The organism is Paraglaciecola sp. MB-3u-78, from assembly GCF_002835935.1.
Lineage (GTDB): Bacteria > Pseudomonadota > Gammaproteobacteria > Enterobacterales > Alteromonadaceae > Paraglaciecola.
The window spans coordinates 29,768-51,962 of record NZ_PJCF01000002.1 but is presented as its reverse complement, the minus strand read 5'-3'; the positions used below and the strand labels follow the sequence as shown (position 1 = coordinate 51,962).

Genomic DNA, 22,195 nt, shown 5'->3' with positions numbered 1-22,195 from the left:
CTGAGATGTATCGCTACAGGATGAGAGAAATAAACAGCCTAATAAAAAATAGAGACATTTATAAGGCAGAAAGGCAGGTACAGATTTTTTTATCAAAAAAGAAGCACGATGCATACTAATAAATACTCTGTTAAACAGCGTACCTTACGGGCTACAGAACATATTGTCACGGCATTAAAATACTTCCAAGACTATGCAGCATACATTCCAATATATTTTTCTTTTAATTATCGGTTTTTTGTATCGATATAATATATGTGGAAAATCAAATTGTGACTAGAGGTTAGTCATTAGTGGAACATGGGCCTCGAGTAACAAGGCTGCAGTGAGGACATGATATATATAGGCTACAATGTTGTGCCAGTCAGCTGTTACATTTTAAATCGTTAATCATGGAAGTCTCTATTTATGTCGTATGATAAATCGGTAGCGGATCATTATTTACATGGCAATTTGCTTGATGCTATTAAAATAGCGCTTCTGGTTATGGGTAAAACTATCGATACCGTAACCATCGAGGATCTTGCTGCTGTTGATGAATTTCATGTTGGCGGACGTTTAGCCACTGAGCATCTGCTTAAGCAACTTAATTTTGCTAAATCAAGTGACTTGCTGGACGTAGGTTGTGGGTTAGGAGGGGCTGCTCGATATGTGGCATTAAAACACAAACACCATGTTTCAGGCATCGACTTAGCACTTGAGTACATAGAAACCGGTAAAGCGTTATGTCACGGGTTAAATCTTGAGAGATCTGTATCCCTTGTTCAAGGGAGTGCCTTGTCGATGCCTTATCAAGATAATGCATTTGATGGCGGCTTTATGCTTCATGTGGGCATGAATATTGACGATAAAGTATCGCTATTTACTGAAATATATAGAGTATTAAAACCTGGGGCGGTGTTTGGTGTTTATGACATTATGCGTCAAAAGGATGGAGAGTTAACGTATCCTGTTCCATGGGCCACAGATAGCAGTACCAGTAAATTATCGACTCCATTGCACTATAGACAGGCTTCACAGCAGGCCGGTTTTGACATCTTCCAAGAAAACAATCGTCGTGACTTTTCACTGGATTTCTTTAAACAGTTACAAGTAAAATCAGAGGCTAAAGGAGGTCTGGCACCTCTAGGGTTGCATATCTTAATGCAACAAAATGCTGCCAATAATCCCAATACCTAAGCCCGCCATCACATATTCTTTAATTGCTTCGTTGCTCGCAATGGTAATTGGGTTTTGCACTTTAATGCCCCTTTCCTTAAAAAAGGCTTCGATAGCGTATCTGGTGCCAGAGCCATTTTCACGCATCAATAAACGTTCATTACAGATGAAAATTGTCATTACAATGCTCCCAATGTAACGCGATTTAATACTATTTGGTCAACAACTTTGGAGTTTTATGACACATCCTATCGTTCCTATCACAGTCGCTTATGGCGATGGTATTGGCCCCGAAATTATGCACGCAACGCTCAAGGTTTTAGAGGCCGCAGGCGCGCAAATTGCCCCTGAAACTATAGAGATTGGCGAAAAAATATATTTAAGCGGGCAAACCAATGGTATCCAAGCTAGCTCTTGGGAGTCATTAAGAAGAACCAATGTTTTTTTAAAAGTCCCAATTACCACACCCCAAGGTGGCGGCTATAAAAGCCTAAATGTCAGGATGCGCAAAGCGCTAGGTTTGTACGCTAATATTCGCCCCTGCATTTCGTATGCGCCCTTTGTTAAAACCAAACATCCGGTTATGGATCTTGTTATCGTGCGAGAAAACGAAGAAGATTTGTATGCTGGTATTGAACACAGACAAACCGAAGAAGTTTATCAGTGCCTAAAATTGATCACGCGACCGGGCTGTGAGCGAATTGTCCGTTATGCTTTTGAATATGCAAAACAGCAAAATCGCAAGCGCGTAACCTGCTTTGTGAAAGACAACATCATGAAATTAACCGATGGTTTGTTTCATCAAGTATTCAAAGATATTGCCGCTGAGTATCCCGATATTAAACATGACAGCATGATGGTCGACATTGGTGCTGCTAGAGTTGTAGACACGCCAGAATACTTTGACGTTATTGTTATGCCAAACTTGTACGGTGACATCATTTCAGATGTGGCTGCGCAAATAGCCGGTTCTGTAGGTATGGCGGGTTCAGCAAATATTGGCGACCATTGTGCAATGTTTGAGGCAATCCATGGCTCAGCACCGGATATTTCCGGTAAAAACATCGCCAACCCATCCGCTTTGTTGCACGACGCAATCCAGATGTTGTCTCATATTGGGCAGAACGATGTCGCTGAAAAAATCCATCATGCTTGGTTGTTTACGCTTGAGCAAGGTTTGCATACCGCTGATATTTATAAAGAGGGTAAAAGCAAAGCACTATTGGGAACGCTCGAATTCGCTGACGCAGTCATCGCCAATTTAGGTCAATCACCTAAGCAGCTCAATGCCCCTTCATATGAGGGAAGCAAACCACTTAAGTTACCTGTGGTTGGGCATAAAGTACCCTGTAAAAAAGAATTAGTCGGCATCGATATTTTTCTTCAGTGGCAAGACGGCATCCCTCAAAAACTGGGTGATAAATCAATAAAGTATGGCACTGCGAAGCTTGAGCTGAAGTTAATGACTAATCGGTGCGTAAAAGTATGGCCAGAGGGTTTTTCTGAAACGTATTGTGTGGACCACTGGCGCTGCCGATTTATGTCACCCACAATGCAGTTAAGTTTTACTGAAGTACTTAACGTGCAGTCGCGTCTTCACGAAGCCGGATTCGACGTGGTTAAAACCGAGAACTTATACAATTTTAATGGTGAGCCGGGTTATGCGGCGGTGCATGGCTAAGCTATTAAATAAGGCTCTCTGTAAAGAGAGCCTTATTCCACTTTTAAACTAATTTTTCTATAGCAATGAACGTATCACATATTGCAAAATGCCGCCGTGTCGGAAGTATTCAAACTCATTTGGCGTATCAATGCGAATGTCGGTATTAAAACTGAACTCACTACCGTCTTCCCTTGTAACCTTTACCTTGGCTTGTTTTTGCTTTGCTTGCACCGCTTCAATAGAGTAGCGCTCTGTGCCATCCAACTCATAGGTGTTCGCTCCATCTCCTGACATAAATTGTAAGGGCAAAATCCCCATACCAATCAGGTTAGAGCGATGAATTCGCTCGTAAGTTTCTGCAATGACTGCCTTTACTCCCAGTAATAATGGTCCTTTCGCGGCCCAATCACGAGAGCTGCCGGTGCCATATTCTTTACCCGCAACCACAATTGTAGGCACATTATCAGCGATATATTGCTGCGCTGCCGCAAACACGGTCATTTCCTCACCACTAGGCTGCTTGCAGGTAAACCCACCTTCTGTGCCAGGGGCGAGTTCGTTGCGAAGTCGAACGTTGGCAAAGGTACCGCGTATCATCACTTCGTGATTACCACGACGGGAACCATAAGAGTTAAAGTCTTTAGGCTCAATCTGGTTTTTACGCAGGTACTCGGCAGCTGGTGTATCGTTGCCAATGGATCCCGCAGGTGAAATATGATCGGTAGTGACACTGTCGGCCAACTTCAATAAACAACGTGCATTCTCAATCGCTTTTACATCCTCAGGTTGAGCGGGCATATCGGTAAAAAAGCTGGGCTTTTTGACATAGGTACTTTCAGGCCAATTGTAAATGTTGGCATCAACCGCTTCTAGGTTTTGCCATACCTCATCACCTTCATAAATGCTTCCATACTTATCAGTAAACATCGCTTCGTTGACAACTTCTGTGACTATACTCTGGATCGTGTCGTGGTCTGGCCACAAGTCCCTGAGGTAAACAGGTTTGCCTTCTTTGCTAGTTCCTAAAGGCTCTTTAGTCACATCAATATTCATATTACCGGCAATTGCATAGGCTACCACTAGTGGCGGTGACGCTAGGTAATTTGCTTTTACATCAGAATGTATCCGGCCTTCAAAGTTACGGTTGCCAGACAATACCGAGGTGACCGTTAGTTTACCTTCTCTTATCGCCTTAGAGATGGGTTCAGGTAAGGGACCTGAGTTACCTATGCACGTAGTACAACCGTAACCCACCAAGTTAAAACCCATTTGATCAAGCTCTTTAGATAAGCCCGCTTTGTTTAAATATTCTGTGACCACCTGCGAGCCAGGAGCGAAACTTGTTTTTACCCAAGGTTTTGCCTGTAGACCCAGTTCATTGGCTTTTTTGGCTAATAGTGCAGCAGCAACTAATACCGATGGATTCGACGTGTTGGTGCAACTGGTAATCGCGGCAATGACCACAGCTCCCTCATCCAGTTCAAAATCTTGTCCATTGTAATGACAAGAAACACTGGTTTTTGAGGGTTCATTTAATGGCCCACCTTCACTCTCAAAACGACCTTGTTGGCTATCTTCTGGAGCAATAGCGAGATCTTTTTGCTCAGTTATCCATTTTTTAAATGCCCTTGAAGCATCGTCTAAATTAATTCTATCTTGCGGACGTTTAGGCCCGGCAATGGCGGAAACAACCTTGGTTAAATCAAGCTGTAAAGTGTCGTGGTATTGAGCTTCTTCCTGAGCTTCACTTCCCCACATTCCCTGCGCTTTGGAATACGCTTCTATGATGTCTATTTGATGCTGACTGCGCCCCGTCAACGCTAGATATTTAATGGTTTGTTCATCGATAGGAAATAAACCACAAGTTGCACCATATTCCGGTGACATGTTGGCTATGGTTGCACGATCAGCAACGGTTAAGTGTTGTATCCCAGTACCAAAAAATTCAACAAATTTTCCTACCACACCAAATTTGCGCAGTTGCTGAGTAACCGCCAACACCAAATCGGTGGCCGTAGCACCTGCTGGCAATTTACCGGTCAACTGCATACCGATGACTTCTGGTATTAACATGGTGACCGGTTGGCCAAGCATAGCCGCTTCTGCCTCAATGCCACCGACCCCCCAACCTAGAACCCCTAAGCCATTTATCATTGTCGTGTGCGAGTCTGTTCCTACTAGCGTATCAGGGAACAATATTTCCATGCCGTCTTGTTTTTCAACAAAGGTCACTCGGGCGAGATATTCCAAGTTGACTTGATGCACGATCCCTTTACCTGGTGGCACAACTTTGAAGTTAGTAAAGGCACTTTGGCCCCATTTTAAGAACTGATAGCGCTCTTTGTTACGCTGCACCTCAATTTCAGTGTTGTGTTTAAACGAATCTTGGCTCCCAAACTCATCTACCATAATAGAATGATCGATCACTAAATCGACGGGTTTTAGTGGGTTGATTTTATTCGGGTCGCCGCCTAAATCTAACATTGCATCGCGCATGGCGGCCAGATCAACTATGGCTGGTACCCCGGTAAAATCTTGTAATATGACTCTGGAAGGCACAAAGGCGATCTCGGTATCTAATGAAGAGCTTGTGTCCCATCTAGCCAAGGTTTGAATATCTTCTGGCTGGACATACTGTTCATTGCTATGGCGCAGCAGGTTTTCTAACAAAATTTTGGCAGTCAGAGGTAGTCGTTTTATGTTTTTACCGGCACTGTTCAAGTCAAAATATTGATAGCTTTTATCTTGTATCGTCAGGGTTGATATATATTTATTGGATGACTTCACTGTGATTCCTCTTTTGTTTGAAAGTTAAATTCTCATTTTTATCTTCATCGTCGATGGTGAAATTAAATCTTTAGGATCCAATAGCTTAGTAAGTTCTTGATGATCTATATCTGTCATTTTTTTGCTACATCGAGGATAGGCCGCTTTGTCGCGTAAGCAAGTTTAGCAATTTCGGCTACCTTTTCATAACCTACTATACTGTTGAATGACGTCACTAAAATTGGGTTATATGCCAAAACATCCTTTAAATTAGCCTCATGAGAATGCATGCATCAAAGGTGAGCATGATTGGTCATTAAAACCCATGGGTTAATAGATACTTTTTATTTAATAGCGTACTGATTTAACCAAGGCACATAGGCTTTCACATTTTGTTCATTGCAAAACACGACTTGGTGATTATTGCCTCTCTAACTTCTTTGCCATAGAAAAATCAAAAAAATGAACACATGTTTAACATGTGTAGTTCATTTAAATTGACTCTTGTACTCATTTTCTTTTATTTTTTGACCACAAAATTGAGCAAACCACTTTCAATAAAATCATACATCCACCCGTAATCTTGCTTAGCAAGCCATTAATAACTTGCTAAGTTGGCCTTTTACCACATAGATTAAAAAATATGATTGCAATCAAAGTGGTTTTGCAGTCATTTTTCACATTCAAAATTTTCGCTTTAAACCTGTCATTTTTTTCAATTTAAATAAAAGCACATTAAAATCAACAGTATATGAATTGGTATGTAACTTGCTTTACTAGGGGAGAGATCGGTAATATCTAATATGGTTTACTGCCTGTTATTTAGCGCGTGATTAATTTTAGATGGAGATATAAGTGAAACTGAAATTTAGCAAGAAAAGTGCAGTGTTGTTTGCAGTATTAGTTAGCTTTGCTGCTCTACTTATTGATGGTGTTGGTACCGGTGCCGATTCTGGGGTGACTGACATTGTAAAAAGTGTCAATACCTCTAAAACGCCGGGTCCTTTAGAAGCTCCTAAACAGGAACCGGTTTTGAGTAACGTCCTGGAAAGGCACAACGAAGTCTTGATCCAAGGCGCTGAGATTGCCGTGCTGCGGGACCAAATAAAGAAAATTGGCGGGATTGTCACCCATGAACTTCCCATAATAAATGGAATAGGGGCGCGGGTTAACGACAAACAATTAGTGTTACTGAAAAAGTTATCAACGTTAATGACGGTGACTAAAAATGGGCCTGTTTTTACGTCGGGCTCTCTTAACAACTGCCTGGTATATGGCAGCCACGTTGCTCAGTTGACAGACAATAGCATTCGTTGGAATTTGTATAACGCCCGGGATATTCAGGCTAACATTGAACATATGCTATTCAAATGGCCCGAAGCGTTAGGGTCTGTTCTTACTGTTGCAGTGAACGGTACACCGGTCTATTCGGGAGCATTAAGCACTGATTCAAATGAATTATCTATCGACATCACATATCTACAAGATTTTGCAAAATTAGACCCTTATGAAGATGTGACGGTTGAAGTTTCGTTTGCAAATTCGCTTATAAAAGATGGCGTTAAAAATTACCAGCAACGCGACTTTTCGATGGATGTAAGTTTCAAAGAAAACTGTGACAGAAGCTTAGTTAAAGGCTATGACACTCAAGCGAATGAAGGCGACAGCAACAGCTATTATGTCAACCAAATCGGTGCTGACGAGCTACATGATAAAGGTATTACCGGAACTAATGTGACTGTCGCCGTTGTTGACAGTGGCCTTTGGGCTGCTCATAGCGCCCTAAGTAACGACACCGCTAACAACACCAGGATCAAGGCGGCCTACGATGCGATTGAGGATAGAGACGTTGCCGCGCAAAGTGTCACCGATGAAAACAGTCACGGTACTCATATTACCGGTATTATTGCTAACAGTGACCGCGTGGTCGTTGATGGCAAAATGCGTAGTTATTATCAGGGGGTCGCGCCTGATGCCAACTTAGTGGTAGTTAAGGCGTTTTACGAAGATGGACATAGTACCTATCTGAATGTGCTGCGCGGGTTACAGTACATCGCTGATAATCACGAAGCACTGAATATTCGCGTTGTGAATTTATCCTTTGGTGCGCCGCCCCGTTCGAACTATTGGAATGATGCTATAAACCAAGCTGTTATGACGTTATGGGAAAAGGACATAGTGGTGGTTACCTCTGCCGGTAATACTGGACCAAAAGCCATGACTATTGGTGTGCCTGCAAACGTACCTTACGTTATTAGCGTAGGTGGCATCAGCGATAATTATACCCAAGACAACCAAAATGATGACACCTTACTGTCATTTTCATCACAAGGCCCAACGCACGAAGCCTTTATTAAGCCTGATCTGGTGGCACCGGGTGGCCATATGTTTAGTTTGGCCAGCAAAGATATGTATGTGCCAAGTAAATTCCCCCAGTATAAGGTGGGAGAAGATCGCTTTATTATGTCGGGTACCTCACAATCCTCTGGGGTAGTAAGCGGTATTGTCGCGCTTATGCTGCAAAACGATCCCGGTTTGAGTGCTAACGATGTGAAATGTCGTCTTATGAGCAGCACCACTATGGCTCAGGTTGATGGGAAATTAGCTTATAGCCCTTTCCAGCAGGGTGCGGGAAGTGTGAATGCTGTTCGGGCTGTTGAATCCAAAGAATCGGGTTGCGCTAATAACGGCTTGGATATCGCTGCTGATCTAAGTGGTGAGCAACACTACATGGGCGCGGCCCGTAAAGATGTAAACGGCAACTACTACATCAAAGGGTTCGAGTTCGAGGTATGGGAAGAAGCCTTTATGTGGGAAGAAGCCTTTATGTGGGAAGAAGCCTTCATGTGGGAAGAAGCCTTCATGTGGGAAGAAGCCTTCATGTGGGAAGAAGCCTTTATGTGGGAAGAAGCCTTCATGTGGGAAGAGGCCTTTATGTGGGAAGAAGCCTTTATGTGGGAAGAAGCCTTTATGTGGGAAGAGGCCTTTATGTGGGAAGAAGCACACATGAATCAAGAAAACTTCATGCTGCAAGAATAAGTTGTGCCAACCTCGTAATAACCGCAGGAACCGTGTTTTCATGGTTATTACGGGGTCTGTGTAAAAGCCTATCCTCGGGCTTGACGCATCACTGCTTTGTCGCTATTTATACACAAGTAGCAATCGTTCATATTAGTGTCTGTATTGTGGCTACAACGGCCTTAATTCTTCCAATATGCACTGGTTTTACCGTTCAAAGGGTTATATAAAACTGATTTATAGACTTATATCAGGCTTTAGGATGGTTTATTTACAAAAATAAAAAACGTTAGGCACTTATGTATATAAACGCGGTTTTGTGGCTAGTCTTTACCCTTATTTTCAGCTGTGGCCTGCGATCTGCTCAGAGTCCAAACTTTACGTTTTCACCAGCGGATCTGAATAAGCAGCTGTCCCAGAATACCGTCAGACAAATTTATCAGGATAGTACTGGTTATTTCTGGGTGGTGACTCAAGAAGGCTTGAGTCGCTATGATGGCTATCAACTGCTGAGCTTTATTTCTGATCCCCGTAAACCCGATTCACTCAGTTCTGATAATGTTCGTGCTGTGCTCGAAGATCATAAAAAACGCTTTTGGGTAGCCACGGACGGGGGAGGCCTGAATTTATTTAATTCCGCCAATCAGACTTTTTCAGTCTGGCAGGAAGGCGATAATTCATCAGCTAAACCTACCTCAAATAGGCAGGTGTCCCTCTATTTAGACTCGCAGAATTTCATCTGGCTTGGTTATCGCGATGGTAATTTTAGCCGATTCAACCCTGATAATATGGTTTTCGAGCACTTTAACACCCGCGAACTTTTACCCGGCTTAGACAAAGATGCCGCGGTTACCTCCATTACTGAAGATGCCAATGCCATTTGGCTGGCCACTGATGGTAATGGCTTGCTCAAACTGGATAAAACCAGCCAACAGCTGACCCGTTTTTATACGGGCTCCAGTACGGCGCTTTTTAGTGATCGATTAACCCAGGTATTTATCGATGCGCAGCAGCGTTTATGGCTGACCAGTCATGATGCGGGTATCAGTGTTGGCGACCCCCAAGGGGGGAACATTACGACTTGGCAGCATCATGAAAACCAAGGCGATAGTGTGGCTGCCAATCTGGTTCACACCATTTATCAAGATCAGCAGCAACGTATTTGGCTGGGAACTGAAGCGGGAGCTAGTTTGTGGAACGGCCGAGACAAATTTACGACCTACAACAAAGACAGTGGATTGAGTCATAGTAAGGTTCTGTCAATCTTACAAGATCCATCGGGTTTACTATGGTTTGGTACCTATAGCGGCGTTACCAAAAGTATCGAAGTAGCCTTCGAACATATAGATTCAGGTCTGGCCAGCAATGTTATCCAGGGTTTTGCTGAAACCCAGTCATCAGCAGGGGAGTCAGCGATTTGGGTGGCCAGTTATGGAGGGTTAACTCAACTAAACAGTCATGGCGACGTGCTACGGGTGCTCAACAAAGACAGTCAGCCGGCTCTGCGCGATGCACGGGTGATGACAGTCAGTGGAGATCACAATATGTTGTGGTTTGGTACCCGCGGCGGTGGCTTAGGCAGACTGAATGTTGATAATCAGCAAATTAAATACTACGTACATGATCCTGATGATCCAACCAGTTTAAGTTTTAATGGGGTTCCCAGTGTTTTCCCTGATACCTTTGGGAATATTTGGGTGGGCACCTTTGGTGGCGGTTTAAACTACTTACCGGCGGGAAGTGACGAATTTGTCCATTATCGCTTTGATGAAAATAATCCTCGCAGCTTAAACAGCGATCGCGTACTGGCGGTTCATCAGCTCCTTGACGGTACGATAGTAGTGGGCACCGTGTCGGGGATTAATTTGCTTGATCCCGTCAACTTGGATTTTGACCACATTGAGCATCAACCAGATAATGTCGATAGTTTGTCGGCTTCAATGGCGTGGTCATTTTATCAAGATCCCAAGGGACAACTGTGGGTTGGCACCCAAGGGGGGGGGGTAAACAAGTGGCAGGCAGAAGATATTGCTGCATTGAACAACCATTTTACCCACTACGACAGTTTTAATGGCCTGCCCAGCAGTCATATTTACGCCATCCTCGATGATGACAAGGGTCACTTATGGTTAAGCAGCACAGCCGGCTTAACACGGTTGAATCCCAAAACCGCAGTAGTACGCAATTTTGACACCTCTGAAGGCTTAAATGACAGCGAGTTTAACTTTGGGGCTGGCTTTAAGGACAGCCAGGGTATTATGTATTTTGGCGGCAATTCCGGGTTTGTGCGCTTTCACCCGGATGAGATTAAAGATAACCAATTTATACCACCGGTCGTGTTGGTGCGTATTAAAAAACTCAATGAGCAAGTTTGGTTTGATGTGCCCTATCAAACACTACAAGGGTTGGTATTGGATCATACTGACTACTTCATTTCATTTGAATTTGCTGCCCTTGATTTTAATTCTCCAGAACAAAATGAATATCGCTACAAGCTTGAAGGGTTAGATCCCAATTGGATAGAGTTGGGGCACAGTCGTTTAGCGACCTTTACCAATTTACCCGCAGGGGACTATGTACTTAAGGTGCAAGCGAGTAATAACCAGGGATTGTGGAATACCCAAGGCATCAACTTGCCCATACATATGTTGCCACCGCCATGGAAAACTTTATGGGCCTATAGCGTTTATTTGATCATCGTACTGTTGATAGTATTGAACTTTATTTGGCAATACCGCCGCAAGCGCTTGCGAGCAATAGAGCGTCTGATTGAACTAGAAGATAAGGTGGAAGCGCGCACCGCTGAATTACTTCATGCAAATCAACAGCTTGGGCTTAGTATGAACGAGACACAAAAAGCGCGGGAACTGGCAGAGCTAGCCAGTAAAGAGAAGAGCGATTTCTTAGCCATTATGAGCCACGAAATTCGTACCCCAATGAACGGTGTGCTGGGCATGACCGAAGTGTTACTAAGTTCAGATCTTAAACCTAAGCAGCAACACTTTGCACAGCAGGTCTACCGCTCCGGCCGATTATTATTGGATCTTCTGAACAATCTTCTGGATTTTTCTAAGTTAGAGGCAGGCAAAGCAACATTGGAGTCAGTGCCTGTTGATTTAGAAGCCTTACTTGAAGAGGTGTGTGATTTATTTAGTGAAGCGGCTAATACCAAAGGCCTTTACTTAAACGCTGTTCTGTCGGGTGAGCCATTACCCCAGGTTTATGGCGATCCTGCCAGGCTGCGCCAGATCATTGCCAATCTCACCACTAATGCCATTAAGTTTACTGAGCGCGGAGAAGTCAATGTTATCGTCAAGCGATTGCCTTATCGTGCTCCTCAGTCTGGCAAAGATGCATCGGGATACCAGTACGGCAGATTTGAAATATGTGTGCAAGATACTGGCATTGGTATGGAAGTTGACCGTCAGCACAAAGTATTTGAAATGTTTACCCAGGCGGATGCCTCGACAACTCGAAAATACGGCGGAACAGGTCTAGGTCTAGCCATATGTAAACAGTTATCCTCCCTTATGGGGGGAACCTTAGAGGTACACTCCAAAATAGGCGAAGGCAGTTGTTTTTGTTTAGTTATTGACTTACCACTAATCGAACACACAGTTGAAGAGCCAGTGGCCATCAGTGAGTGTCCTACTGTGCATTTGGTTAATCTAAGCCCCGGGCTAGGACTGTCTATCGCCACTATGTTAAAGAAGTTACATATAAAAACAGTGCATGTGCAACGTATTAAATCGGAACTGGCAACCGCTAAAACAGGCTTATGGATTAGTCTTCCAGAGTCTGAATCATTGTTACAAGAGGCCGGAATTTCACCATCAAACTGGATTTGTTTGCTGCCCACTTCTCAGTGGCAAGATCATGAATATCGTAATGTTTTACCGCTTCCGGTGCACTTTAGCGGTCTTCAAAAGAGTCTTAATGTTGCCTTAGGAATTGATCACGAAGAGCAAAATTGCCTAAACGAACATTACCGAAATTATCAGAAGTTTCAGGCCAACATTTTGGTTGCAGAAGACAGTATGACCAACCAGGAAGTGGCGAAAAGCATGTTGGGATTACTTGGCTGTGAAGTATGGTTAGCGGATAACGGAGCCGAAGCCGTTGAGCAGGTTAATTTACAAAAACCAGATCTGGTGTTAATGGATTGCCAGATGCCCGTTATGGACGGATACGCAGCAACCAAAGCGATCCGCAAAAATTGGCCCAATATTCCCATCGTTGCCCTTACCGCTGGTATGGGGGATAATCTAAATCAGCAATGTTTGGATGCGGGGATGAATGAAGTGATGTCTAAACCCTTCTCTTTGCAAGAATTAGAACAAACGCTTTTACGTTTTTTGCCTGAGTCTCGTTTACCGTATTCGTTAGGACAGGTAACAGAGCAGAACGCCTCTATGTGCACCAGTAATGAAGACGAATTGGACTCTGAGGATCAGGTGTTGGACATGGAGACAGTGGACACCTTGTTGAAGATCTCGCGAGAGACGGGCAAACCGGTCTTTTGTCGCGTATTGGATGCCTTTACCCAAGAAGCCAAAAAACTCATTGCGCGCCTTAACGAGCATGTGAGTGAGGATGACATCGATGTTTCTGTGATAGCAGACATTACCCATGCACTGAAGTCAATGGCCGGGAATTCTGGCGCCAAAGCCTTATACGAATTGTGTAGAGAATTAGAAGTCAAATTGAGCAATAATGAGCACCATGAAATAACCGTGTTAGTACAGAGCCTTGATGCTTCATTCAGTATCAGTTGTGCGAAATTGGATATATTTAGAAATGACAGTGGAAAATACAATTAAAATTCTGGTGTGTGATGATGATCTCACCGCTCGGATTTTAATGAAAGAAACCCTCGCCACCGACAGCATTGAGGTATTAGAAGCGGAAAATGGCCAGCGCGCAATCGAGTTCTTTGAAAAACATACCCCAGCTTTAATATTGCTAGACGTGTCTATGCCAAAAATGAACGGGTTTGAAGTCTGTCAATATATTCGCGGCCATGAAAAAGGCAAGCATATTCCGATTATTATGGTAACCGGTTCCGACGATCTGGATTCTATTCACAAATCTTACGCAGTGGGGGCAACAGACTTTATTGCCAAGCCCATTAAGTGGCCGATCCTGGGTGAGCGCGTTAACTATATTTTGCGCGCCAGCCAAGCCTTTGAAGATTTGATTACGCAAAAGCAGGAGCTTTATAAACTTGCATTTTACGATCCCCTAACGGGTCTACCCAATCGTCAGTATTTAATGCAAGACCTGCCACATTCTTTAGCCATGGCACAGCGTAACAATTATCAAGCGGCCATGCTATTTATTGACCTCGATCGATTCAAACGTATAAACGACACTATGGGGTACAGTTACGGCGACCAGCTATTGAAAAAGGTGGCACTTCGTTTACAAGCCAATTTGCGAGACGGTGATGTGTTTGCTCAAATGGGGGGCACATTAGCAACCCAAGAACCTCCACTTTTTAGTTTTGGCGGCGACGAGTTTACTATTTTTCTGAGCCGCGTAAACGATCCTAATGAGGCCGTGCTGCTGGCTGAAAGTATTATCCGTAGCTTAAGTAGACCTTTTCAATTAGATCGATTTGAGGTGGTGATCACCCCAAGTATAGGGATTTCGATATTTCCCTACGACGGTGAAAATGGGCAAACTTTGCTCAAAAATGCCGATACCGCCATGTATTTTGCCAAGCAATCCGGTGGTTGCTGTTTTAAGTTGTATCAAGATTCTATGAACGCCAAAGCGGCTGCTCGTTTGCAACTGGAGCAAGACCTGCGTCAGGCGCTTAAAAACCATGAAATAGTCCCTTTTTACCAACCCCAGATATGTGCCGACTCGGGACGTATTGTAGGCGTCGAGGCTTTGGTGCGCTGGTTTCCACCCCAAGGTGGCATGATTCCTCCAGATGAGTTTATTCCTATTGCTGAGGAAACAGGCTTGATCACGGAACTCGGGCGACAAGTGTTAGAACAAGGGTGCTATCAGGCTAAAAAATGGATGGACATGGGAACACCTGTTCGCATGGCGATCAATGTTTCGGCCCATCAATTTAGACAACACGATTTTACACAGATTGTAGCTAGTGTATTAAAATTAAGTCAGTTACCCCCGTCGTTACTTGAATTAGAGTTAACTGAATCGGTGATCATGAGTGATGCCGAAGAGAATATCGCGCGTTTGATCGAGTTAAAATCCTTAGGTATATCGCTGGCCGTTGACGATTTTGGTACCGGTTACTCTTCACTTAGCTACCTTAAACGGTTCCCTATAGATATTCTCAAAATTGACCGCTCGTTTATGTGCGATATCAATTCAGCACCTGATGATCGGGCGATTGTTGAAGCCATATTGGCATTGGCTGGAAGCTTAAAACTAGGGGTGATTGCTGAAGGCATTGAGTACAGCAGCCAGATTGCGATCTTGCAAAAATCAAAACAGTTATTACTGCAAGGTTATTTATTTTCTCGCCCGGTAGCCGCTCAATATATTCCCGCTTTGTTAAGCCAAGACTTTAGCCACCTGATGTCAGAGGTATGCTGACAGCTTATCCGGTTAGTGCCCCTGAAGCTGATGGTGCAGAGCGAATTACACTTTATGTTGGGCAAGACCATGGCCCCATCGTCACTGAGTTACAGTCGCTAGTGGCAAAAACAGAATTTCACTTTGAGGTGACGCCGCTGGGTAAATCTGAGCCGCAAGGACTGATGCTGGTGGTTTGTCAGGATAAAGGGCACGCAAATTCTCTTGCTCACCAGCACAGCTTGGCAAATCAGCAAGTATATTGGTTAGCTGATAATACAGACGATTTGGCCAGCCATCTCCCATTGCCCAGCCATTGGTTTGTGGATTGGCGAGCGTCAGGTGCATTACTGACGATTTTATCCTTGTTGAAACACAACAATAACCAGATCCAAGATAGACAACGTGTTGTGCATAAACTCGCCTTATTGTCTGACTGCATTGGCGAGTTATCGCTAATCTTAAATACCGATGGCAAAATCGTTAGGCTTAACCCACAGTTGTCAACCTTGCTGGGGGCGTCGGGGCAACCTGCAGTGGGCCAAGACTGGTTTGCTAGCTTACAAATTCCCTCGAGTATGGCTAAGAACAGAATGCAGCATATTCTATCGGATGTGAAGGGGACGCATTCGATGACCAGATTACCGCCTTTTCCCATTCAGTTAGATAACACTGTCATAATGGCAGACGGCTTTGTTGGGCCGCTGCATAATGATGAGACGCTCCTTATTTTGCGCCAGGTGGCCAGTTGGCAAAATCAGGAGTGGGCCGATGAATTGAAGGCTCCTGGAGAACCGGTGACCTTATTGCTGATCAATCCTGATGGTTTCTCTGATTGTAATCAAGAGTATGGCCGGGAACTGGGGGATCAGGTGCTCAATGAGATCATGCTTAATATAGCTAACATGTTGCGTACAGATGATTTTGCTAGTCGTTATAAGGGGGCTGTATTTGCAGCATATTTACCTGATACCAACGAACAACAAGGGCAGATCTTGGCTACACGCATGCTAAAAATGCTGGGTAATAAGCTATTTTCGCACAAGAAAATCAATCTAGAGTTCAGTGTGGGTTTGGCCACTATGGAAGCCGAAGAGCAATTAGGCCAGCAATCGTCATTGGAATTATTTCGCCGCGCAAATTCTGCGATGCAAGCTGCTCGTAGTATAGATGGTGGTAAGCTTGTGAGTTGGCAAGCACAATTAGATACTAAAATATTGGCCAATTTGGATCCTATGAGTGGCAAGTTCTGTGAGGTGCCAGGGGATGACTTTAGGTTAATGACTTTGCAGTGGGACATTATTCGTCTTATTGGCACTACTCACTCTTTACACTCATTTTCCACACAAATTTGCCAGTTACTCACTACAGGCTTGCAAAGCGAATTTAGCGGACTGTATTTGAAACAAGGTGATAATTTAACGAGTTTATCCTGCAGTGCTATTAGCGACGAGGTAGACGTAGCAAAAATTCATCACTGGGTGCAAAAAAATAGTAAATTGGCTGCGTGTGCTAGCGACATTATTCCTTTTAATAAATTAGTATCCTATTACAGTGCTGTTATTCCCCTTGTTATTAAGGGGAAATGTTTAGGTGTGTTGACGGTCTTTTGGAAAAGACAAGAGCAGAGTTTCGCTGAAACGTGTATCGGAAAGTTGCAACAAGTTACACCGAATTTAGCCGCCGAAATCGACCGTATCATCCTTTTGCAGCAAGATAAAAACAACCAGGTTGTGGCACCTCAGCAATCTGGTGAGCAAGCGTTATTATTTGAATCGCCAGCCATGCACGCATTGATGCAACAGGTGCAACTTGTCGCTCCTACCGATGTATCGGTACTGGTTATTGGTGAGTCTGGCACAGGTAAGGAGGGGATTGCTTTGCAGATCCACAAGCAAAGTTTACATCCTGACAAACCCTTTATCACCGTAGATTGCAGTACCCTAGTGAGACAACTTATCGAAAGTGAATTATTTGGTCATAGAAAGGGTGCGTTTACTGGGGCAAGCAGTGACCAGCCAGGTCTGATTGCTCAGGCTGATGGTGGTACACTGTTTCTTGATGAAGTTGGGGAGCTACCCTTAGATATACAATCGAAATTATTGCGTTTTGTACAAGAAAAAACCTATGTAGCTGTAGGCGATCAACGGGTACAAAAAGTCGATGTTAGGTTGATACTGGCCACCAACCGTAACTTAACGGATGAAGTCGCTGCAGGGCGTTTCCGCGCTGATTTATTTTATCGCATCAATGTATTTACCCTCAATTTACCGCCATTGCATCAGCGTGATGATGACCCGCTCTTATTATCACAACACTTTTTGCACAAATTTAGTCAGCAATATAATAAAAAGATCAGGGGATTTTCGGATACGGCTATCAGTAAGTTATGCGCTTATGGGTGGCCGGGAAACGTTCGTGAATTGCGAAACTGCATCATGCGCGCCGTGATCCTATGTTCAGGGTCTGTTGTCGAACCTGAACATTTAGACTTAGACGATCTGCATGATAGCAATGACACGGCTAACAACGATGTTAACTCTGGGGCGCCCATAGCATCTATTGCCGCCCCGACTGATGATGATCTACAACAAATAGACATGGTGCTAAGCGAAGTAGTGATTATGGCGAGCCAACAACCGACTGTGCTCTGTGTCAGTTTGTGGTTAGAAAAACTATGGCTGGAGTTATGTTTAGCCAAATGGGATAGCCTTTATCAAGTGGCGAAACAGTTAAATAAATCAGAATCAACACTGCGCCGACGTCACGCTAAACTTAGGGATATACAATTTAACCAGCCGCAAATCCAGGAATTGACGGTTCGCTGTACCAGGATGTTAGCGCAAATAATAAACAGCCATACAGGTGAAAACCTATGGAGTGAAATTGAAAAATTATTGTTTTCAGCGGTATTGCAACAGGATTTTAGTCAACAGCTAAAGGCTAAATTACTCAATATTACGCAACCTACATTACGCAAAATTATCCAGCAGATACCAGCAAGTCTACGTTAGGTATTTTTTGACCGTGGCGAAATCAATACATACAGCCCCTATTCCCTGATTTATGTTCTTGTCTGGTTATGGCGGGTTATGGCGGGTTATGGCGGGGTATGGTGGGTTATGGTGTGCTGAAAGTGGTCACTTTGAGTAATCATGGGATGTCGAGCGCAGTGTCAGTGGTTCATAAGCAAAGGGGTCACTTTCCCGTCGCGTTTCATTCAGTCGTATGATCGCTCGAAGCGCACATGATGAAAACAAACCGACCGTTCCCTAAGGCAGCTATTTTCAGCTAAACGTTGAATTGTGTTGTTAGTAATGATTTGAAAACGGAGCACTCCATCGTATTTATAGGTTGCCACCAGCGTCATTGGTATATTCTAATCTAAAGGGCAATTAGCATCGAAATAGCAGACATATTTTGCGTGTCTACCAAGAGGTACGTTGCAATGCTATTGTGGGCAGTTCGGGATAAATTATGTGCGACTTGGCCGCAAGGCAATATGGATTGTAGATATGAAAATGAAACTTTGGCACTGTCATAACGCTCGTTCTTTGCGTCCTCTGTGGGCGATGGAAGAAATGCAACTACCCTACGAGGTGGAGGTGCTTCCGTTCCCGCCGCGTTTTTTCAAAAAGGAATTTTTGGCGATAAATCCGCTGGGAACCGTTCCTTTTTTTGAAGATGACAATACCACCATGACGGAATCGAGTGGTATCTGTCATTATCTGGTTGAAAAATATAACAAGCATGAATTTGGCCTGAAACCGGATCATGTTGAATACGGCGATTATCTAAATTGGCTGTATCATAGCGATGCCACTCTGACATTCCCGCAAACCATTGTGTTGCGCTACAGCAGATTAGAGCCACAAGCTCGCCGCTTGCCTCAGGCCGTAGAGGATTATGCGGCCTGGTTTATTGCGCGTTTACGGCGCCTCGATGCGCACATTGAATCTCGGGAATTCCTGTGTGATGGTCGTTTCACCATAGCGGATATCGCAGTGGGATATGCGTTGCATTTGGGGCAATCTTTGGGGTTAGACAACAGGTATACGCCACAGGTCAAAGACTATCTGGCGAGGCTTCAGGCTCGTCCCGCTTTTAAAAAAGCCTCGGCTATAGGTGCTCAACAAAGCGCATTCAAATAAAAGGTCGTGAGGGCGATTGGCAACATACTCAAGATTATTAGTCAGAAAAAAAGATACACTACCTAAAGTTAATTTAGACGATAAACTTTTTGTGTATAGGTAGGTACCCATGAAACCCTTTATTTTTTCGACCACTAAATCCATTATTAGTGAAATAGGCGCGATTGAACGTATTGCCGACATTTGTTCGAGACTTGATATTTCGAAACCGTTGATCATTACTGATCAAGGCATTGTTGATGTCGGTTTAATTCAACCATTAGATACTGCGTTTAAAAAAGTAGGCAAAGAATATTTCTGCTTTGACCAAGTGGTGGCTGACCCACCTGAACATATTGTTCTGGCTGCTGTTGCCTATGCACAGAAAGTTGAAGCCGACGGCATCATTGGATTTGGGGGTGGCAGCTCACTGGACACGGCAAAATTAGTAGCACTGTTAGCCAACTCAGATGAACAACTCGCTGATATTTATGGTGTTGATGCCATTCGAGGTAAACGTTTACCCCTTATATTGATACCCACAACAGCCGGTACTGGCTCTGAAGTGACGCCTATCGCTATCGTCACTACAGGTGAAACCACTAAAGCGGGTGTTGTTTCAGCTACACTTTTACCAGACATCGCCTTGCTAGATGCCAGTTTAACCTTAGGTTTGCCGTCACACGTGACGGCAGCAACTGGGATTGATGCAATGGTGCATGCCATTGAAGCCTACACCAGTGCCATTAAGAAAAATCCATACTCTGATTTGTTGGCTAAACAAGCCTTGACGTTATTATCAAATAATATCGTTGAAGCCACCTTTAATGGCTCCAACGTCGAAGCTCGTCAAGCCATGTTGCTAGGTGCATGTTTAGCGGGGCAAGCCTTTGCAAATGCGCCTGTCGCAGCCGTTCATGCTTTGGCTTATCCATTAGGAGGCCACTTTCATATCCCTCACGGATTGAGCAACGCCTTGGTGTTAATTCAAGTGATGAAGTTCAACTTAAGTCACTGTGCTCAATTATATGCTGAACTTGCGCCAAGTATTAGTAACACCATTAGCGTTGAGGGCAGTAATCAACAGACTGCGCAGGCACTGATTGATTTTATAGCGGAGTTGATAAAACAACTTAAACTGCCGGTTACTTTAGCTGAAATGGGGATTGGCGAGAGTGATATTAATACGTTAGCAAAAGATGCAATGTTACAAACACGTTTGCTGGTCAATAATCCCAAACCTGTGACCTTGGAAGACGTAAAAGATATCTATCGTCAAGCACATCAAGGAAGGGATTAAATGAGTACTGAGTCTAAAACCGATTTCCTTTTTTTCTTTCCCATTACCACTAGGTGGATGGATAACGACATGTTCGGTCATGTGAATAACATCAATTATTACTCTTATTTTGATACGGTTGTAAATCAATTTTTAATTGAGCAGGCGGGGTTTGCACCTATGACCAGCGCACAAATAGGTTTTATTGTGAAATCAAATTGCAGCTATATTCGTTCTGTTTCTTACCCTGAAAAATTGATCGGCACTTTTAGAGTTGATCGTCTTGGAAAAAGCTCCGTAGACTACTGTGTTGGTATTTTTAAGCAGGACGAAGACACCGCTTCAGCAGTGGGTTGTTTAACCCATGTATTTGTCGACCGTCAGACACAAAAACCAACGCCCATTCAAGGAAAAATGCGCGAAGCCATGGTATCGGCGATGGTAAATGCATGAGCCAAAAATTAATGGATAACAGTGTAATGTGTGAAAATGTGATTAATGTAAATGGAGTTGATATTGCGTATCAACTCCATGGCAACCCATTACACCCGACACTATTGCTCATTCATGGCTTAAGTACGCCATTAACAGGCTGGCCTAAAACAATGGTTGCTGCATTGGTTGCCGCCAACTTTCAGGTTTTACTTTTAGATAATCGTGACGTGGGACGCTCTGAGCAACTTGACCATTTTCCTATCCCAAATATGGGGTGGGTAGTAACCAAGTTAAAATTAGGGCTTTCAATTAAAACGCCTTATCAGCTTGAAGACATGATGCATGATGTAATTGCACTATTGGATGCACTTAACCTAGCTGAAGTGCATGTAGTTGGCGCATCCATGGGCGGAATGATAGCGCAATTGATGGCAATCTATCACCCCAAAAGAGTGAAAACATTAACCTCCATCATGTCCACCACGGGATATAAAAATCTCCCTGGGATTGACAAAAATATTCGTGAAACGCTGATGCGAAAACCCGCTTCAAAAGATTACAAAGACCAGGCGGATTACCACATCAAAAAATGGCAAGTCATTGGCAGTCCAGACTACCCATCATCTGAAACTGATTTACAACAATACGTTGCAAGCATGTTGCAGCGGGGGATCACCGTGAAAGGCACCATCCGTCAAATGTTATCAATAATGGCCGCGGGTAATAGAGAAGATGCATTATCTAAGCTGGATATACCAAGTTTAGTTATTCACGGTGACCGTGATGGGTTGGTGAATTTAGCCGGAGGTAAAGCCACAGCAGATGCCATACCTAGAGCCAAGTTTAAGGTTTATCCGGGCATGGGGCATGATTTTCCTGTTGAATTAATACCGAGCATAGTCGACGACATTGTAACCCATGTAAATACCCATCTAGGTGATAGAGCATAAAGTAATATAATGAACTAGCACTGATAATTACTGATGCCACCTAATGAATAGCAGTTCCTTTCTTAGTGTCTATATAGTCTGCTTGTAGGGTCCATAGTTTCAAAGTTTTTAATTTGTTTAGATGCGCTATGTGCAGCTAACAAGCTGCCCATAGCGCATCTAAACATGCGGTTAAAGCGGCATCGAAGTATTAAAAATGGTGATAGTCTGCAGTGATTTTGCGATGTATTGTGTGCAACTATGT

General features: G+C 43.7%; 13 protein-coding genes. 10 read left to right on the top strand and 3 right to left on the bottom strand.

The genetic code is table 11. From position 1 onward, the window contains the following. The first annotated feature begins 408 nt into the window (after window positions 1-408). Window positions 409-1,179, top strand: a complete 771-nt coding sequence (locus CXF95_RS02055; RefSeq protein WP_101197170.1) for a class I SAM-dependent methyltransferase — start codon at window positions 409-411, stop codon at window positions 1,177-1,179. On the opposite strand, the gene CXF95_RS02050 is transcribed toward CXF95_RS02055, so the two are convergent. Next, window positions 1,141-1,338: a LysR substrate-binding domain-containing protein gene (locus CXF95_RS02050; RefSeq protein ID WP_232787599.1), complete on the bottom strand. Its 198-nt coding sequence runs from the start codon at window positions 1,336-1,338 to the stop codon at window positions 1,141-1,143. The two genes, CXF95_RS02055 and CXF95_RS02050, sit on opposite strands and share 39 nt — an antisense overlap. Window positions 1,339-1,396: 58 nt before the next feature. Between CXF95_RS02050 and CXF95_RS02045 the strand changes: the two genes are divergently transcribed. Then, a complete protein-coding gene (locus CXF95_RS02045) occupies window positions 1,397-2,839 on the top strand; it encodes an NADP-dependent isocitrate dehydrogenase (RefSeq protein ID WP_101197169.1) in 1,443 nt (480 codons plus the stop codon). A gap of 57 nt (window positions 2,840-2,896) precedes the next feature. Here CXF95_RS02045 and acnA read toward each other — a convergent pair whose 3' ends face one another. Both acnA and CXF95_RS30275 read right to left on the bottom strand, forming a co-directional pair. After that, window positions 2,897-5,608, bottom strand: coding sequence for an aconitate hydratase AcnA (acnA, locus tag CXF95_RS02040; protein ID WP_101197168.1), 2,712 nt, complete (start codon window positions 5,606-5,608; stop codon window positions 2,897-2,899). 113 nt (window positions 5,609-5,721) lie between these two features. Continuing rightward, complete coding sequence (locus tag CXF95_RS30275) at window positions 5,722-5,877, bottom strand: hypothetical protein (protein WP_232787597.1); 156 nt, start codon at window positions 5,875-5,877, stop codon at window positions 5,722-5,724. 565 nt (window positions 5,878-6,442) lie between these two features. On the opposite strand from CXF95_RS30275, the gene CXF95_RS02030 reads away from it, so the two are divergent. The 8 genes from CXF95_RS02030 (at window position 6,443) to CXF95_RS01995 (ending at window position 21,951) form a co-directional block, all read left to right on the top strand. Beyond that, window positions 6,443-8,626, top strand: coding sequence for a S8 family peptidase (locus CXF95_RS02030; protein ID WP_101197167.1), 2,184 nt, complete (start codon window positions 6,443-6,445; stop codon window positions 8,624-8,626). A gap of 278 nt (window positions 8,627-8,904) precedes the next feature. Beyond that, window positions 8,905-13,425, top strand: coding sequence for a hybrid sensor histidine kinase/response regulator (locus CXF95_RS02025; RefSeq protein WP_101197166.1), 4,521 nt, complete (start codon window positions 8,905-8,907; stop codon window positions 13,423-13,425). Then, window positions 13,409-15,178, top strand: coding sequence for an EAL domain-containing protein (locus tag CXF95_RS02020; RefSeq protein ID WP_369809265.1), 1,770 nt, complete (start codon window positions 13,409-13,411; stop codon window positions 15,176-15,178). The genes CXF95_RS02025 and CXF95_RS02020 overlap by 17 nt, the downstream gene beginning before the upstream one ends. Next, complete coding sequence (locus CXF95_RS02015; protein WP_101197164.1) at window positions 15,172-18,171, top strand: sigma 54-interacting transcriptional regulator; 3,000 nt, start codon at window positions 15,172-15,174, stop codon at window positions 18,169-18,171. Before CXF95_RS02020 ends, CXF95_RS02015 begins: the two co-directional genes overlap by 7 nt. A 501-nt stretch (window positions 18,172-18,672) precedes the next feature. Next, entirely contained in the window at window positions 18,673-19,308 is a 636-nt protein-coding gene (locus CXF95_RS02010; protein WP_232787595.1) for a glutathione S-transferase family protein, read from the top strand. Between the two features lie 109 nt (window positions 19,309-19,417). Further along, window positions 19,418-20,587, top strand: a complete 1,170-nt coding sequence (locus CXF95_RS02005; RefSeq protein ID WP_101197163.1) for an iron-containing alcohol dehydrogenase — start codon at window positions 19,418-19,420, stop codon at window positions 20,585-20,587. Continuing rightward, a complete protein-coding gene (locus tag CXF95_RS02000; RefSeq protein WP_101197162.1) occupies window positions 20,588-21,019 on the top strand; it encodes a thioesterase family protein in 432 nt (143 codons plus the stop codon). It abuts the gene before it with no gap. Continuing rightward, window positions 21,016-21,951: an alpha/beta fold hydrolase gene (locus tag CXF95_RS01995; RefSeq protein ID WP_101197161.1), complete on the top strand. Its 936-nt coding sequence runs from the start codon at window positions 21,016-21,018 to the stop codon at window positions 21,949-21,951. The genes CXF95_RS02000 and CXF95_RS01995 overlap by 4 nt, the downstream gene beginning before the upstream one ends. Window positions 21,952-22,195 lie beyond the last annotated feature (244 nt).